This window comes from Paraburkholderia sp. J8-2 (genome assembly GCF_905220195.1).
In the GTDB taxonomy this organism is placed as follows: Bacteria; Pseudomonadota; Gammaproteobacteria; order Burkholderiales; family Burkholderiaceae; genus Paraburkholderia.
In genome coordinates, this window is the sequence record NZ_CAJMZA010000003.1 from 403,079 (window position 1) to 417,288 (window position 14,210).

Annotated in this window: 15 protein-coding genes; 4 read left to right on the top strand and 11 right to left on the bottom strand. The window is 64.1% G+C overall.

Going from position 1 to position 14,210, the window contains the following annotated elements; all coding sequences use genetic code 11:
• Positions 1 to 202 precede the first annotated feature (202 nt).
• The 6 genes from U5A52_RS10635 to U5A52_RS10660 all read right to left on the bottom strand — a co-directional run bounded on the left by U5A52_RS10635 (position 203) and on the right by U5A52_RS10660 (position 5,506).
• Positions 203 to 1,018, bottom strand: a complete 816-nt coding sequence (locus tag U5A52_RS10635) for an IclR family transcriptional regulator (protein ID WP_321912027.1) — start codon at positions 1,016 to 1,018, stop codon at positions 203 to 205.
• Between the two features lie 54 nt (positions 1,019 to 1,072).
• Positions 1,073 to 1,801: an SDR family NAD(P)-dependent oxidoreductase gene (locus U5A52_RS10640; RefSeq protein ID WP_321912026.1), complete on the bottom strand. Its 729-nt coding sequence runs from the start codon at positions 1,799 to 1,801 to the stop codon at positions 1,073 to 1,075.
• Between the two features lie 27 nt (positions 1,802 to 1,828).
• Positions 1,829 to 3,130 (bottom strand): MFS transporter, encoded by a 1,302-nt coding sequence (locus U5A52_RS10645; RefSeq protein ID WP_321934721.1) that lies wholly within the window; start codon positions 3,128 to 3,130, stop codon positions 1,829 to 1,831.
• Between the two features lie 57 nt (positions 3,131 to 3,187).
• Positions 3,188 to 3,925 (bottom strand): SDR family NAD(P)-dependent oxidoreductase, encoded by a 738-nt coding sequence (locus U5A52_RS10650; RefSeq protein ID WP_321934722.1) that lies wholly within the window; start codon positions 3,923 to 3,925, stop codon positions 3,188 to 3,190.
• The gene (locus U5A52_RS10655) at positions 3,922 to 4,443 is read right to left on the bottom strand and encodes a 2,4'-dihydroxyacetophenone dioxygenase family protein (protein ID WP_133181145.1); all 522 of its coding nucleotides are present in this window, start codon (positions 4,441 to 4,443) and stop codon (positions 3,922 to 3,924) included. The genes U5A52_RS10650 and U5A52_RS10655 overlap by 4 nt, the downstream gene beginning before the upstream one ends.
• 127 nt (positions 4,444 to 4,570) lie before the next feature.
• Positions 4,571 to 5,506: a LysR family transcriptional regulator gene (locus U5A52_RS10660; RefSeq protein WP_321934723.1), complete on the bottom strand. Its 936-nt coding sequence runs from the start codon at positions 5,504 to 5,506 to the stop codon at positions 4,571 to 4,573.
• A gap of 174 nt (positions 5,507 to 5,680) precedes the next feature.
• Here U5A52_RS10660 and U5A52_RS10665 point away from each other — a divergent pair, with 174 nt between their 5' ends.
• Positions 5,681 to 6,820 (top strand): iron-containing alcohol dehydrogenase, encoded by a 1,140-nt coding sequence (locus U5A52_RS10665; RefSeq protein WP_321934724.1) that lies wholly within the window; start codon positions 5,681 to 5,683, stop codon positions 6,818 to 6,820.
• A gap of 22 nt (positions 6,821 to 6,842) precedes the next feature.
• Here U5A52_RS10665 and U5A52_RS10670 read toward each other — a convergent pair whose 3' ends face one another.
• From U5A52_RS10670 to U5A52_RS10685, 4 genes are read right to left on the bottom strand one after another with little or no spacing between them, the layout of a single operon-like run.
• Positions 6,843 to 7,265 carry an SRPBCC family protein gene (locus U5A52_RS10670; protein WP_321934725.1) on the bottom strand — a complete coding sequence of 141 codons (423 nt, stop codon included), beginning with the start codon at positions 7,263 to 7,265 and terminating at the stop codon, positions 6,843 to 6,845.
• 18 nt (positions 7,266 to 7,283) lie between these two features.
• Positions 7,284 to 8,282 (bottom strand): aldo/keto reductase, encoded by a 999-nt coding sequence (locus tag U5A52_RS10675; protein WP_321934726.1) that lies wholly within the window; start codon positions 8,280 to 8,282, stop codon positions 7,284 to 7,286.
• Between the two features lie 43 nt (positions 8,283 to 8,325).
• Positions 8,326 to 9,132, bottom strand: coding sequence for a 2,5-didehydrogluconate reductase DkgB (dkgB, locus tag U5A52_RS10680; RefSeq protein ID WP_321934727.1), 807 nt, complete (start codon positions 9,130 to 9,132; stop codon positions 8,326 to 8,328).
• 52 nt (positions 9,133 to 9,184) lie between these two features.
• A complete protein-coding gene (locus U5A52_RS10685; RefSeq protein WP_321934728.1) occupies positions 9,185 to 10,408 on the bottom strand; it encodes an MFS transporter in 1,224 nt (407 codons plus the stop codon).
• A 110-nt stretch (positions 10,409 to 10,518) separates the two neighbouring features.
• On the opposite strand from U5A52_RS10685, the gene U5A52_RS10690 reads away from it, so the two are divergent.
• Positions 10,519 to 11,442: a LysR substrate-binding domain-containing protein gene (locus U5A52_RS10690; RefSeq protein WP_321912012.1), complete on the top strand. Its 924-nt coding sequence runs from the start codon at positions 10,519 to 10,521 to the stop codon at positions 11,440 to 11,442.
• A gap of 13 nt (positions 11,443 to 11,455) precedes the next feature.
• Here the strand turns inward: U5A52_RS10690 and U5A52_RS10695 are convergent, their stop codons facing one another.
• Positions 11,456 to 12,370, bottom strand: coding sequence for a LysR family transcriptional regulator (locus tag U5A52_RS10695; RefSeq protein WP_321912009.1), 915 nt, complete (start codon positions 12,368 to 12,370; stop codon positions 11,456 to 11,458).
• Positions 12,371 to 12,496: 126 nt separating this feature from the next.
• Here U5A52_RS10695 and U5A52_RS10700 point away from each other — a divergent pair, with 126 nt between their 5' ends.
• The gene (locus tag U5A52_RS10700) at positions 12,497 to 13,249 is read left to right on the top strand and encodes an SDR family oxidoreductase (RefSeq protein ID WP_321934729.1); all 753 of its coding nucleotides are present in this window, start codon (positions 12,497 to 12,499) and stop codon (positions 13,247 to 13,249) included.
• Positions 13,250 to 13,289: 40 nt separating this feature from the next.
• Positions 13,290 to 14,195 (top strand): SDR family oxidoreductase, encoded by a 906-nt coding sequence (locus U5A52_RS10705; protein WP_321934730.1) that lies wholly within the window; start codon positions 13,290 to 13,292, stop codon positions 14,193 to 14,195.
• Positions 14,196 to 14,210 lie beyond the last annotated feature (15 nt).

Here is a 14,210-nt window from a genome sequence, read left to right on the forward strand (position 1 = left end):
TAAGCCTGTTCAAATGGATTGTTCGGGCGCGATATGAGTGTGCAGACAGCTCTGGTCACCCCAGACGCTCATTGTAATGGCATAGCCGACGACCGCGGGAACACGTACCCGGCCCACACGCTTCGGGCAGGCAAAATATTCAGGCAATGCCGACGAGCGGCGTGTGCAAGAGGCGAAGCAGGCGAGCCCGGCGACTATTGCACTAACGCGTGGCAATGGGGCCAAGCCGCGCGGCAATCGTGCGGCACGCGGCGAGCAGCGGTTCGATGTAGCTGCGTTGCGCGTCTTCCTGGCGGCGAAACATCGGCATGCTGACGCTCACGCAGCCCACGGCCTGGCCATCGGCGCCGAGAATCGCCGCGCCGTAACACCAGATCGATTGCTCGTTTTCTTCGCGGTCTTCGGCATAGCCGCGTTGCGCCGTGAGTTCGATCTCGTCGCGAATCGCGTCGAGGTCCGTCATCGTATGTTCGGTGAAGCGCACGCGCGGCGCCTGCGCAAGCAGCGGCTCGCGCTCGGCAGGCGTGAGCGTGGCGAGCCACGCTTTGCCAACCGAACTCGACGTGATCGCCACGCGCGTGCCGATACGCGAGGCCATGCGCACGGCGTGCGGACTTTCGAGCTTTTCGATGTACACCATCGCGCCGTCGCTGGGCACGGCGAGATGCACCGTTTCCGAGGTGGTGTTGCGCAGCTCCATGAGGGCGTCGACGGCGGCGATGCGCAGGTCGGAGCGCTCCCAGCTGCGGCTCGCGAGATTCACGAGACGCGGCCCGAGCGCGAAGGTATTGCCGCCGCCCACGGCCGCGACGAGCCCTTCGGCCTGCAGCGCGGCGACGATGCGATGCACGGTCGGGCGCGGATAGCCGCTCGCGGCCACGAGCTTCGCGATGTTCGGCGGCGTGCTGGCGTCGGCAATGAGCTGAAGCACGGCGATGAATTTCGAAAAGGCAGCCGTGCCGGCAACGCCCTTGGCGTCGCCGGGTTGGGAGGAGGCGGGAGAATCTGTGGTCGACATCGGAAAGCTTGCGGGCACCATGTGTGGCGCCATTATGCCCGCAATTTCAGGCGATCAGGCGCACAGATAGCCGCCGTCCACGGGCACGATCGCGCCCGTCATGAACGAAGCGGCGGGCGAGCACAGAAACGCGGCGACGTTCGCGACTTCCTCGGGCTGGCCCCAGCGCTTCATCGGCGTGCGCTCGAGTATGCCCTGCGAGCGGCCGCCGTCGTCTTGCAGCGCCTGGGTGAGCGGCGTGGCGATCCAGCCGGGCGCAACCGCGTTCACGCGGATGTTGTCGGGCGCATAGGCGATGGCGAGCGAGCGCGTGAGCTGCGCCACGCCGCCCTTGCTGGCGCTATAGGCCGGCACGAGCCCGCCACCGAAAAAGCTCAGCATGGAGGCCGTATTGACGATGCAGCCAGACGACGCCTTGAGCAATTCGCGCGCGCTCGCGCACACGCGCATGGTGCCGTTGAGATTGATGTCGAGCACGCGCTCGAACGCCTCGATCTGGTGCTCTTCGCCGCGGCTGATCACGCCCGCGCAGTTCACGACGATATCGAGCCGCTCGAAACCGCCAATCAGCCGCGTGACGTCTTCCGTCGAACGCACGTCGAGCGCGGCGCGCTGCACGCCGGCATCGAGCGCGTCGGGCGTGCCGGCGGGAGGCGGCAGGCCCGCGGCCGTCGTGCGCGCGCCGAGTTGGGCGAGCCGGTTGGCAATGGCTGCGCCGATGCCGGAGTGGCCGCCGGTCACGAGCGCGACCTTGCCCGCGAGAAAGTTGTCCTTGAATGTCATGATGCGTAGTGCGAATGAATGAGTGAATCAGGTGAGTTGGGTAGCGGCCGCCTGGCGCTCGCCTTCGGGGGCGACTTCCCTGACGACGAAGAGATAGACGAACGCGGCGGCGAACGCGACGGCTGCGCTAATGAGCAGGGCGTTCACGAACGAATGCGTCTGGTCCACCACGATGCCGGTGATGACCGGCGCAAACGAGCCGCCGAAATAGCCGCCAAAGTTCTGCATGCTGCCAAGCGACGCCACGAGATGGCGGGGGGCCGCCACGCTCACGAGCGCCCAGGCCGCGCCGCTCGACATGTTCACGAAGAACATCGCAACGGAAACATAGGTAATGGCGAGCGCGGTGCTCGGCGTGTAGGCGGCGGGGACGGTGAAGGCCGCCGCGCCGATCAGGCCGACACACAGCGGCCACTTGCGGCTGCGGATGGGCGCCATGCCGCGCTTGAGCAGGTAGTCGGAAATAAAGCCGCTACTCGCCATGCCGATCGTGCCGAACACATAGGGAATGGCGACGAGCCAGCCCGTATGCGCGATGGAAATGTGACGCTCCTTCTCCAGATAACCCGGCAGCCAGGTGAGATAGAGCCACACCATGTAGATCACGCCCATGAAGCCGAAGATCATGCCCCACGTATTGCGCTGCTTGAGCAGCATGCCCCACTCGGCGAAACTCAGCGCACTCTTTTTCGGCGCTTCGGTGGCGCCGTCTTCGAGCCAGGCGGTTTCTTCGGCTGTGAGCGTGACCTGATCGCGGTTGCGGTAGACCATATACCAGCCGACCGAGACGAGCACGCCCAGCACGCCCATGATGATGAACATCGGACGCCAGCCGAACGTGAGCATCAACACGGTGAGAAGCGGCGGCGCGATCATCGGCGCGATGGTCGAGGAAGATACGAACGTACCGGTTGGCGCGCCGCGTTCGCGCACGGCAAACCATTCGTGTATGACCTTGGCGCCCGCCGGAAAGAGCGGCGCTTCGGCAATGCCCAGCACTACGCGCGCCGCGAGAAAGTGATTGATCGTCTGGATGAACCCGCCCGTGACCTGCGCCAGCGACCACACCAGCATGCCGAGCCCGAGCATCACGCGCGAGCCGAAACGGTCGAGCATCGCGCCCACCGGCAATTGCGCGAACGCATAGGCGAGCGAGAATGCCGAAAGCAGCAAGCCCATTTGCGAAGCGTTCAGATGCAGTTCCTCCGCCACCGAATGATTGGCGATGGAAAGCGTGCTGCGGTCCAGATAATTCACGATGCCCGCTATCGTCAGAAAGGCGATGGCTATCGTCTGTGTGCGTTTAAGCCGTTGCGATTTTTTGATCATGGCGTGTCTCCTTTTGGCTGTTATCGTGTGTGTGTCGGGGTTCGGGCAGCTCGTGTACTAGTACGTTGCACGGCCGCCGGAAAGATCGAATGTCGCACCGGTGCTGAACGTACAGGAATCCGAACAAAGCCAGAGCGCGAGATTGGCAACCTCGTCGACGGTTCCGAGGCGCCCGAGTGGGCTTTTGTCGATCATCGTCTGCACGTGGGCGGGCGACATCTGCGCGAGCAACGGCGTTTCCACGGCAGCGGGCGCAATGCCATTCACAAGAATGCCCGTTTGCGCGAGTTCCTTGCCGAGCGATTTGGTGAGTGCGATCACGCCGGCCTTCGCCGCGCTGTACGCGGACGCGTTCGGCGTGCCTTCCTTGCCGGCAAGCGAGGCGACATTGACGATCCGCCCCGAACCCGCGCGGCGCATGGCGGGAACGACGTATCGGCAAACGTGATAGGTGCCCACCAGATTCACATCGACAATGCGTTGCCATTCGGCGGGATCGTAGGCGTCGAGGGGCACGGTCGAGCCGGCGAAGCCCGCGTTGTTCACGAGATAGTCGATGCGCCCGAATTCAGCGAGTGTGGCGGCGAGCGCCGCTTCGATCGTCTCTGGGCGCGTGATGTCGGCTTCGATATGACGCGGCGCATTTTGCGCATCGAGCGAGCCGGGCACGCGGTCCCAGTTGACCGTGCGCGCGCCGCCGCGCGCGAACGCATTGCAGATCGCGCGGCCTATGCCGCCCGCCGCGCCGGTCACGACGGCCACGCGCCCCGTGAAATCATACTGGGCGCGGCTCATCGAATGAACTGGTCCACGTAGTCCTCGCCAAGACCCACAGCCGCGTAATGCTTGCGGCACATGTCGATCTTCGTGAACACGTCTTCGTAACCCGTGTAGTTGCCCCACGGATCGCAATAGAACATCACGCCGTTCACCTGGAAGTAGGTGATCATTTCCTCGACGTCTTCCGGCACGTAGAGCGTGTGCGTTTCGCCGGGCGGCTCGAACACGTAGCTGCCTTCGGTCGCTTCCCAGTCGTGCTCCAGATAGCGCCAGCGCCCCTTGAGCACCATGCCGTGAACGGCCTGCGGATGCCGGTGCCTGCTCAGGACACCTGACTTACGCACGCGCAGCAAGTTCATCCAGTAGCCCTGTGCCGTGTTCAGGCACAACGGGCGGAACCATACGTTCTCGGCCTGGGGCACCCACACGCGCTCGTCGGTGGGAATGGCGTGGGGAATGACGATTTCCTGCTGCGCTTCCTTGGGGAACGGAAGCTGATACGGCGTCATGGGGGAATAGGTTTTGTCCGTCATCAATTACTCTCGTTTGTCCATAATATGGACGTTAAGTCCACGATATGGTTCATTGTGCGGGAGGGATTTGATTTAGGTCAATGCCAGGGTTTCCCCGGGTTCGGTCGTCGCGCATTCAGAAGCGCGCTCAGAATTCGATGCCCTGCTTGTCGCACAGCGTCTCGATGAGCAGCCGTGCCGTGGGCGAGAGCGGCGCGCCTTTGCGCGTGACGAGTTCATAGGGTTCGCTGCGCGAAGCGAGGCGCAGCGGGAGGATGCAGGCCATCTCCTGGCTGGCGAAGAACTGCGCGACGTCGATGGACACCAGCGCGACGAACGACGGATTGCCCTGTAGCAACGCGAGCGTGGCGAACGCGGAGGTTGTTTCGAGCAGGTGCATGGGAAAGCGGATTTCGGCCTCGCGAAACTCGCGTTCGAGCAATAGCCGCATTGGCATGTTCGCGCGGTAGACCACCCAGCGGTACTTCTCCATGTCCTTGAGCGCGAGCTTCTTCGCGCGGCGCAACGGATGCCGCACGTTGGCGATCACCGCGAGCGTTTCGTCCTGAAGCTTGACGCTCTCGTAGTGCTGCGGCGTCTGGCTGACCGTGGTGCGGCAGATCGCCAGGTCGAGCCTGCCTGCGTCGATCTGGCCGAGGAGCGCCGCGCTCGTGTCTTCGACTATTTCAACCGACATTTCCGGATGCGCCGCAATCAGCGTGGAAATCGCCTCGGTGAGCAGCGGCACCGCGCCCATGATGACGCCAACCGCCACACGCCCGCCACGCCCGCGCGAAAGTCCGACCAGCTCCTCGCGCAAATGAGTGAGGTCGGTATGGATCAGGCGTGCATAGCGGATCGCGCAGTGTCCGGCTTCGGTGGGCTCGAGCCCACGATTGGTGCGGTTGAAAAGCGGCGTGCCAAACGTGGTTTCGATCTCCTGCAGCGCTTTGCTCGCACCTGGCTGGGTGAGTGCGACCTGTTGCGCGGCTTTCAGCAGCGAGCCGTGATCGCCCAACGCGATCAGGAGACGGAGCTGCTTCACATGAAGGCGGGAGATGATCGAATTGAGCGACGGGGTCATGGGGTTGAGGAAAAGTTATAGCTATATCAAATCTTCTCAATTACCGCGTAATGGGCGTCTCCCTATACTGGCCCGAAACAATAGCACTATGCGGCCGAAATGCGGTAATCAAATTGCAGTCTCGAGAGATTGCTGCCGCAATGGCTGAATTTACTATAACTGAAGCTCAATCCTATGTCCCTCATCAACTACGTCACGCAGATCCAGTTCGAATTTGGCGCCATCCGTCTGCTCAAGGACGAATGCGCACGCGTGGGCATCAGCCGGCCGTTGATCGTCACGGACAAGGGCGTGCGCGCAGCGGGGATCATCGATAGCGTCCTTGGTGCACTGGAAGGCGTTGCGAGCGCAACGATCTATGACGGCACGCCGTCCAATCCGAATGAGGCGGCGGTGCGTGAGGCCGTAGCGGCCTACCGCGCCGGCGAGTGCGACGGCATTGTCGCCGTTGGCGGCGGCTCGGCAATCGACCTCGCAAAAGGCGTGGCCGTTTGCGCAACGCACGAAGGGCCATTGCAGCGCTTCGCGGTGATCGAAGGCGGAGCGGCGAATATCACGTCGAAGACCGCCCCGGTTATCGCGGTGCCGACGACAGCGGGCACCGGTAGCGAAGTGGGGCGCGGCGCGATCCTGATTCTCGACGATGGCCGCAAGGTCGGCGTAATCTCGCCTTATGTCGTGCCGCGTGTGGCGATTTGCGATCCCGAACTCACGCTGGGTTTGCCGCCGGTCTTGACGGCGGCGACGGGCATGGACGCCATTGCCCATTGCATGGAGACCTTTCTCGCGCCCGCCTTCAATCCGCCCGCTGACGGCATTGCGCTAGACGGATTGTGGCGCGCGTGGCGCCATATCGAGCGCGCAACGCGCGACGGCGGCGACCGCGTCGCGCGCCTGAACATGATGAGCGCCTCGATGCAGGGCGCGCTGGCGTTCCAGAAGGGCCTGGGGTGCGTGCACAGTCTGAGTCACTCGCTCGGCGGCATCAATCCGCGCTTGCATCATGGCACGCTGAACGCCATCTTTCTGCCGGCGGTGCTGCGGTTCAACGAGCCAGCGCCTTCGGTGCGCGACGAAGGCAAGCTCGACCGTCTGGCGACGGCGATGGGGTTGGGCAGCGGCGCCGAAGTGGCGAACGCGGTACGCACGATGACCGAACGGCTCGGTTTGCCGACCGGCCTCGCGCAGCTTGGCGTGCATGCTGGAATGTTCCCCGAGATCATCAAGGGCGCGCTCAAGGATCACAGCCACAAGACCAATCCGCGCGAGGCCTCGGAAGCCGATTACCGCGCCATGCTCGAATCGTCGATGTAACGCGGCGCGCCTTTGGTCGCGCTCAGGCGCGCGCCTCGGCTAGCGTCTTGAGGCGATCGAGTCCAGCACGGTACAGCACCTCGTAGTGCCCGACGAGCGACGCGGCCTGGTGCGCATCGCGCGGCTCGAACCGGCTCGCCCAGGTGGCTGCCGTTGTGTCCGCATCGATTCGCCGTGCGCAAAGCGTCGCCACGTAATCCGAAACCGGATCGGGGCCTTCGACGATCGCGTAGCGATAGAACCTTTCCGTTGCGCTGTGCTCGAGCAGGGCTTCGACGATGATCGCGCCGCCCATGGCTTCGAGGTGGCGAATGCGGCCGCCGTCCGAAAGCCGCGACGAACGCACGAACTCGAGCCACGCGGGGAGACCGTTGAAATCGCCGAGCATCGCCCAGACCGATTCGACGGGTGCGCCGATTTCGATAGATACGCTAACGTTGGCCATGGTTGGCAGCTCCATGCGTTAGTTCTGCGGGGTCGGCGCGTTCGCGCTGATCACACCTGCCGATTTGAGTTCGTCCCAAAGCGCGGCGGGAATCGCGCAATTTGCGAGCGCGCGATTTTCCGCAATACGCTCGGGGCGGCTCGCACCGGGAATCACGCCTGCCACCGCAGGGTGAGCAAGCGAGAACGCCAGCGCAACCGCGCGAATATCCACGCCGTAACGCAAACACATTGCCTTGATCTGCTCGACGCGATCGATCATCGCTTGCGGCGCTTTCTGATATTCGTAATGCGTGCCGCCCGCGAGCAGGCCGGAATTATAAGGACCGCCAACGATAATGCCGAGTCCGCGCGCCTGAGCCGCGGGCATCAGCTTTTCGAGCGCGCCGGCATGATCGAGCAGCGTGTAACGGCCGGCGAGCAGGAAGCCGTCGGGGTCGGCGCGCTCGATCGCCAGTTCGCATGGCTCGACGCGGTTCACGCCGAGTCCCCACGCCTTGATCACGCCCTCTTCGCGCAGGCGCGTGAGCGCCTTCGCCGCGCCCGACATCGCGATGTCGAATACGTCGCGCCATGCTTCGCCGTGGAAATCGACTGCCGGATCGTGAATCCAGACGTAGTCGAGATGGTCGGTGCGCAAACGCTTGAGGCTGTCTTCGATCGAGCGCAGCGTGCCGGCTTCGGTGTAGTCGTAGACGATGCGGTTCGGCAGGCCGTGCTCGAACAGCCCGCCTTTTTCGCCGAGGTCGCGCGACGTGGTGGACTCCACCTCGTCCAGAATGAGACGGCCTACCTTGGTGCCCAGCACATACTCATTGCGCGGGTGGCGCGCGAGTGCCTCACCGAGGCGCAGTTCTGCGAGCCCTGCGCCATAGAGCGGGGCCGCGTCGAAATAGCGAATGCCGTTTTGCCAGGCGGCCTCAACGGTGGCGAGCGCTTCCTCTTCGGGAATCTCGCGGTACATGTTGCCGAGCGGAGCCGTGCCAAAGCCGATCCGCGAGGGAATGGTGATACGCATGGGTGTTCCTTCGTATTGCAAAACGTGCTGTTTCAATCCCGCTTCAATCCCACTGTGCAGCGAGGCCTTCGGGGCTCACTTCCCGGCCGTTGCGTTCGAGCGCGGCGATCTGCGCCATGTCTTCGTTCGTGAGTTCCAGCGTTTGCGCGAGCAGGTTGCTGGCGAGGTTTTCGCGCTTCGTCGAAGAGGGAATGACCGAGTAGCCAAGGCGCAGCGCCCAGGCGAGCGCCACTTGCGCGGGCGTGGCGTGGCGTCGGTCGGCAATCGCGCGGATCACGGGGTCGCCGAGCACCTTGCCGTAGGCGAGGGTCATATAGGAGGTGACGTGAATGCCTTCTTGCTGGAGGAAGCCAACGAGCTTGCGATTCTGCAGATACGGGCTCAACTCGATCTGGTTGGTCGCGATGTTTTCCTTGCCGGCCACGGCAATGGCCTGCTTCGTGAGTTCGATATTGAAGTTGGAAATACCGATCTGTTTCGTCAACCCTTGTGATTTCGCTTCGGCCAGTGCGCTCATGAATTCTTCCAGCGACACGCCGTTGTTGGGCGCGGGCCAGTGAATCAGCGTGAGATCGACTTCATTGGTGCGTAGCTTCTTCAGGCTTTCCTTCAGGCTCGGAACCAGCTTGTCACGCGAGTAATTGTCGACCCAGATCTTGGTCGTGAGAAAGAGTTCATCGCGCGCGATGCCGGAAGCGGCGATCGCTTCGCCCACTTCGGCTTCGTTGCCATAGATCTGCGCGGTGTCGATGGCGCGGTAGCCGACTTCGAGGCCGTTGCGCACGGAGTCGATGACAATTTGCCCTTGCAGGCGGAACGTGCCAAGACCGAATGCGGGAATCTGGCTCATGATGCTTTCCTTAAAAAGTGACTAATTGGGTTACCTGAGCACTAACAATGAATTAACGTGCGCGCCGTTTCACGACGATCTGCACGACGACGAGCGCAACGCCGCCCAGTGCGATGAGCGCCCCCACGATCGGCACCGCGCCGTAGCCGAAACCAGCGGACAGCGCAGCACTGCCCGCTGCGGCGCCCAGCGCGTTGCCGAGATTGAACGCGCCGACGTTGACGGAGGAGGCGAGCCCCGGCGCATCGTGAGCGGCGCGCATCACGCGCATTTGCAGCGGCGGCACGACCGCGAAGGTCGCGACACCCCAGACGAGCAGTGCCGCAGCCGCGCCCACATGCGTAGCGGCGAGCGCCGGAAACGCCAGCATCACGACGATCAACAGCGCGAGAAAACCGAGCAGCGTGCCGTCGAGCGAGCGGTCGGCGAGACGCCCGCCCGCCGCGTTGCCGATCGAAAAGCCCACGCCGCTCAGCACGAGCATGGCGGTCACGAAGCCGGGCGTCGCGCCCGTGAGATGCGTGAGCGTGGGCGTGACATAGGTGTAGAGCGTGAACATCGCGCCTGCGCCGAGCACCGTGGTCGCGAGCGCGCCGAGCACCACCGGGCGCGTGAGCACGGCGAGTTCGGCGCGCAGGTTGGGCATGTCGCCCGCTTCGCCTTTGGGTAACGCGGCCCACAAGCCCGCAATGGCGAGCGCGCCGAGCCCGGCGGTCGCGGCGAACGACATGCGCCAGCCAATGGTCTCGCCGAGCCACGTGGCCGCCGGCACACCGCCGATGTTCGCGATGGTGAGGCCCATGAACATCGTCGCAACGGCGCTTGCCTGGCGCTCGCGCGGCACGAAACTCGCGGCCACCACCGAGCCAATGCCAAAGAACGCGCCGTGATTCAGGCTCGTGACGAGCCGCGCGAGCAGCAGCGTGGTGTAGTCGGGGGCGATGGCGGAAAGCAGGTTGCCGAGCGTGAAGATGCCCATCAGCGCCATGAGCGCGGTGCGCCGCGGCCAGCGGGCGAGCGCGAGCGTCATGAGCGGCGCGCCCACCATCACGCCGATCGCATAGGCGCTGATCAGCATGCCCGCGCTGGGGATCGACACATGCACGCCTTCGGCGATTACGGGCAACAGGCCCATCGGCGAGAATTCGGTCGTGCCGATGCCAAACGCGCCAACGGCAAGGGCCAGAAGCGGCAGCGCCGCGCCGCTGCGCGCAGGCGGGTTGGCGGCGCGCTGAGGGCGGGCCGTGGCGGGTAGACTGAGGTCGCGTTCGAGCATGACGTCGTGCCTTGATGGGCAATGGCAAGTTGGGATCGCTGCATTGTGCGGGTTTTACTTTTGACGAAAAACTGGTCTATAAACCAAAGTGTTTTGATTTCAAATCAAGAATGAAGATCACTCTGGATGAACTGCAGGCCTTTGCCACGGTGGTGGACAGCGGCTCCATCACGGCGGCGGCACAACAACTGGATCTCACGGTGTCCGCCACGAGCCGGACGCTCGCGCGGCTCGAAGAAAAGCTCAAGACGACCTTGTTGCGCAGAACCACGCGGCGGCTCGAGCTAACGGAAGAGGGCAAGGCCTTTCTGCACAACGCGCGAGCCATCATCGCGCAGGTGGAGGGCGCCGAGGAGCAGATGCTTGCGCGGCGCGAGATGCCGGCGGGGCGATTGCGCGTGGATGCGGCGTCGCCTTTCATGCTCCATGTGATCGTGCCGCTCGTGCAGGGCTATCGCGAGCGCTATGCGCAGGTGGAACTGGAGTTGAACAGCAATGAGGGCATTATCGATTTGCTGGAGCGGCGCACCGATGTGGCGATCCGCATTGGGCGGCTCAAGGACTCCACGCTACATAGCCGCCTGGTCGGCAATAGCCGCATACGGGTGCTCGCGAGCCCGCAGTATCTGGCGGCACACGGGCGGCCCGCGCGCGTGGAGGACTTGAGCAGGCACACGCTGCTCGGCTTCACTCAGCCCGAAGCGCTCAACGTCTGGCCGCTCACGGGCGCCGATGGCGAGCCGCTGCGCATCGAGCCCGATGTGTGGTCGTCGAGCGGCGAGACCTTGCGGCAACTCGCGCTCGCGGGCGTGGGTATCGTGTGTCTTTCGGACTTCATGACGGCGCAGGACCGCGCGAACGGCAGCCTCGTGCAGGTGCTCGCACGCCAGACACAGGACGTGCGGCAGCCTATTCACGCCGTGTATTACCGCAACACGGCGATCTCGGCGCGCATTGTGTCGTTCGTCGATTATCTGGTCGAGGCCGTGCGCGCTACGGAGTTCGGCGGCCCGGCGCCGCGCCGGGGCGCATAAAGGAAATCAGGCGTTAGCGCGGTTTCAGAACCGTCGTCATATATTCCGTCGCGAATTCGATCAACGCCTGCACGCGCAACGGCAGCCGCCTTTGCAGCGGATAGACGATTTGCGCGGCGAGCGGTTTCGCCTGCCATTTCGGCAATACGCGCACGAGGCGGCCTGAGATCAGGTCCTCCTCGATCAGCCATTCCGGCAACACGGCGAGGCCCAGCCCCATGCGTGCGGCCTCGCGCATGCTCGTCACCCCTTCCGAAATCATCACGGGCTCGATCTGCAGCGTATGCGTGGCGGCCCCCGAATACAGCGTGACATCTCTCGAACCGCCGAATTGCCGGCTCGAAAGTGCGATCCACGGTAAGGCCTGGAGACTTTCCGGCTTGCTGGCGAGCTTGTGATCCTTCAGGAAGGCAGGCGAGGCAACCGGATAGCGCCGGATCTCGCCGAGCGTGCGCGCAACGACGCGATCGTCGGTGAGCGCGCCCGCGACGATACCGGCGTCGCAGCCCTCTTCGATCATGTGCAGCGGTCGGTTCGAGTACGCCAACTCCATTCTCACCGCCGGGTGCGCCTGGATAAAACTGCTGATCATGCGGCTCACCACGGACTGGCCGAAGTCGATCGTGGAGAACACGCGGATATTGCCGCTCAGCGCGCTCTGGTCGCGTCGCATGCGCTGCTCGGACTCCTCGGCTAGCGCGAGCAGCGCCTGCGCGTCGGCGAGGAACTGGTGGCCCGTTTCCGTGAGGCTCATGCGGTGTGTGTCGCGCCGCAGCAGCGCCGCGCCGCACTGATCTTCGAGCGAACGCAACTGGCGGCTCAGCGTGGGCTGGCTCAGGTTCAGCTTGCGCGCCGCTGCGGAGATGCTGCCGCTTTCCACGATGGAAACGAACGCCTGCAGCAGACTGAGGTCGTTGAAGATGGTCATACGCTGGAAGCATAACCGATATGCTGGCTATGCGGCTACCGTGGAATGCTGCCTGGCGGGAAGATGCACCCATCGCATCACGTTGCACCGCGTTACATCCCCACCCAACCGAAACGGAGCATCACCATGAGCACGCAAGCCAACACCCCCAAAGTCGCAATCGTTACCGGCGCTTCCCGCGGTATCGGCGCATCCATCGCCAAACGCCTCGCGAGCGAGGGCATCGCAGTCGTCGTCAACTACGCCGGCCGCGCGGCGGACGCCAACGCGGTCGTGGAGGAAATCAAGGCAGCCGGCGGCCGCGCCGCGGCGATTCAGGCAGACGTGGCCGTGCCGGCCCAGGTGGCCGCGATGTTCGACCAGGCCATTACGCTCTTTGGCGGCGTGGATATCCTCGTGAACAACGCGGGCGTCATGCAGCCGGGCCTCGTCAATCTGGCCGATACCGACGACGCGCTGTTCGACCGGCTCGTCGCGATCAACCTCAAGGGCACCTTCAATACGCTGCGCATTGCCGCGAAGAAGCTGCGCCAGGACGGCCGCATCGTCAACTTTTCGAGCAGCATCCAGGCGCTCGCGCTGCCGGGCTACTCGGTCTACGCCGCCACCAAGGCCGCCGTGGAGACGATGACGAACATCTTCGCCAAGGAACTGCGCGGCCGCAATATCACCGTGAACGCGGTGGCCCCCGGACCGACCGCGACCGAATTGTTCCTGAAGGACAAGACGCCCGAGCAGATCGAGCGCCTTGCGAAGATGCCGCCGCTCGAGCGGCTCGGCCAGGCGGACGACATCGCGGAGGTGGTCTCGTTTCTCGTTGGCAGCGGCGCAAGCTGGATCGACGGTCAAACGATACGCGTGAACGGCGGCATTGTTTGATGTCCTGATCATAATTTTCACGATGAACAAGGAGCCCATCATGAAGAAAGTCATTGTCGTTACCGGCGCATCCAGCGGGTTTGGCCGCCTTGCCGCCGAAGCACTCGCCCACGCGGGCCATACCGTCTACGCGTCCATGCGCTCGACGACCGGGCGCAACGCCCCGGTCGTCGAGCAGATGGCGGTATTCTCGCGGCACAACGGCGTGGATCTGCGCACCGTCGAACTCGACGTGCAGTCGCAGCCGTCCGTGGACGAGGGCATCGCCCGCGTGATCGCCGAAAGCGGGCATATCGACGTCATCGTCCACAACGCGGGTCACATGGCCTTCGGGCCGGCCGAAGCGTTCAGCCCGGAGCAGTATGCGCACTTGTACGATATCAACGTGCTAGGTACGCAGCGGGTGAATCGTGCGGTGCTGCCGCACATGCGCGAGCGGCGCGAGGGTCTCGTGGTGTGGGTGTCGAGCAGCAGTTCCGCAGGCGGCACGCCGCCTTACCTCGCGCCGTATTTTGCAGCGAAGGCCGCCATGGACGCGATTGCCGTTCAGTATGCGCGAGAGCTTTCGCGCTGGGGCATTGAAACGTCGATCATCGTGCCGGGCGCCTTTACCTCGGGCACGAATCACTTTTCGCATGCGGGCAGTCCGGACGACAAGGGCGTGGTCGCGGCGTATGAAGCGGGCCCTTATGCCGGGTTCGGCGAGCAGATCCAGAAAGCGTTCGCCGCCATCGTGCCGCGGGAGGCCGACGCGGGCCTCGTGGCCGAGGCGATTGTCGAAGCGGTCGATGCGCCCTTTGGGAAGCGGCCGTTCCGCGTGCATGTCGATCCGACCCAGGACGGTGCGGACGTCGGCTTCGCGGTACTGGACCGCGTGAGAGCGGAGATGTTGCACCGCGTGGGCATGTCCGATCTGCTCGTGCCGCGCCAGCGTGGCACAACCTAAGACGAAAAGCGGCGT

What these genes read in the sequence shown, in the direction of transcription:
- U5A52_RS10645 (WP_321934721.1), bottom strand. Translation starts at nt 3,130, where the DNA reads ATGATCAAAAAATCGCAACGGCTTAAACGCACACAGACGATAGCCATC.
- U5A52_RS10705 (WP_321934730.1), top strand. Translation starts at nt 13,290, where the DNA reads ATGAAGAAAGTCATTGTCGTTACCGGCGCATCCAGCGGGTTTGGCCGC.
- U5A52_RS10640 (WP_321912026.1), bottom strand. Translation starts at nt 1,801, where the DNA reads ATGACATTCAAGGACAACTTTCTCGCGGGCAAGGTCGCGCTCGTGACC.
- U5A52_RS10675 (WP_321934726.1), bottom strand. Translation starts at nt 8,282, where the DNA reads ATGCGTATCACCATTCCCTCGCGGATCGGCTTTGGCACGGCTCCGCTC.
- U5A52_RS10670 (WP_321934725.1), bottom strand. Translation starts at nt 7,265, where the DNA reads ATGGCCAACGTTAGCGTATCTATCGAAATCGGCGCACCCGTCGAATCG.
- U5A52_RS10695 (WP_321912009.1), bottom strand. Translation starts at nt 12,370, where the DNA reads ATGACCATCTTCAACGACCTCAGTCTGCTGCAGGCGTTCGTTTCCATC.
- U5A52_RS10650 (WP_321934722.1), bottom strand. Translation starts at nt 3,925, where the DNA reads ATGAGCCGCGCCCAGTATGATTTCACGGGGCGCGTGGCCGTCGTGACC.
- U5A52_RS10685 (WP_321934728.1), bottom strand. Translation starts at nt 10,408, where the DNA reads ATGCTCGAACGCGACCTCAGTCTACCCGCCACGGCCCGCCCTCAGCGC.
- U5A52_RS10635 (WP_321912027.1), bottom strand. Translation starts at nt 1,018, where the DNA reads ATGTCGACCACAGATTCTCCCGCCTCCTCCCAACCCGGCGACGCCAAG.
- dkgB (WP_321934727.1), bottom strand. Translation starts at nt 9,132, where the DNA reads ATGAGCCAGATTCCCGCATTCGGTCTTGGCACGTTCCGCCTGCAAGGG.
- U5A52_RS10665 (WP_321934724.1), top strand. Translation starts at nt 5,681, where the DNA reads ATGTCCCTCATCAACTACGTCACGCAGATCCAGTTCGAATTTGGCGCC.
- U5A52_RS10700 (WP_321934729.1), top strand. Translation starts at nt 12,497, where the DNA reads ATGAGCACGCAAGCCAACACCCCCAAAGTCGCAATCGTTACCGGCGCT.
- U5A52_RS10690 (WP_321912012.1), top strand. Translation starts at nt 10,519, where the DNA reads ATGAAGATCACTCTGGATGAACTGCAGGCCTTTGCCACGGTGGTGGAC.
- U5A52_RS10655 (WP_133181145.1), bottom strand. Translation starts at nt 4,443, where the DNA reads ATGACGGACAAAACCTATTCCCCCATGACGCCGTATCAGCTTCCGTTC.
- U5A52_RS10660 (WP_321934723.1), bottom strand. Translation starts at nt 5,506, where the DNA reads ATGACCCCGTCGCTCAATTCGATCATCTCCCGCCTTCATGTGAAGCAG.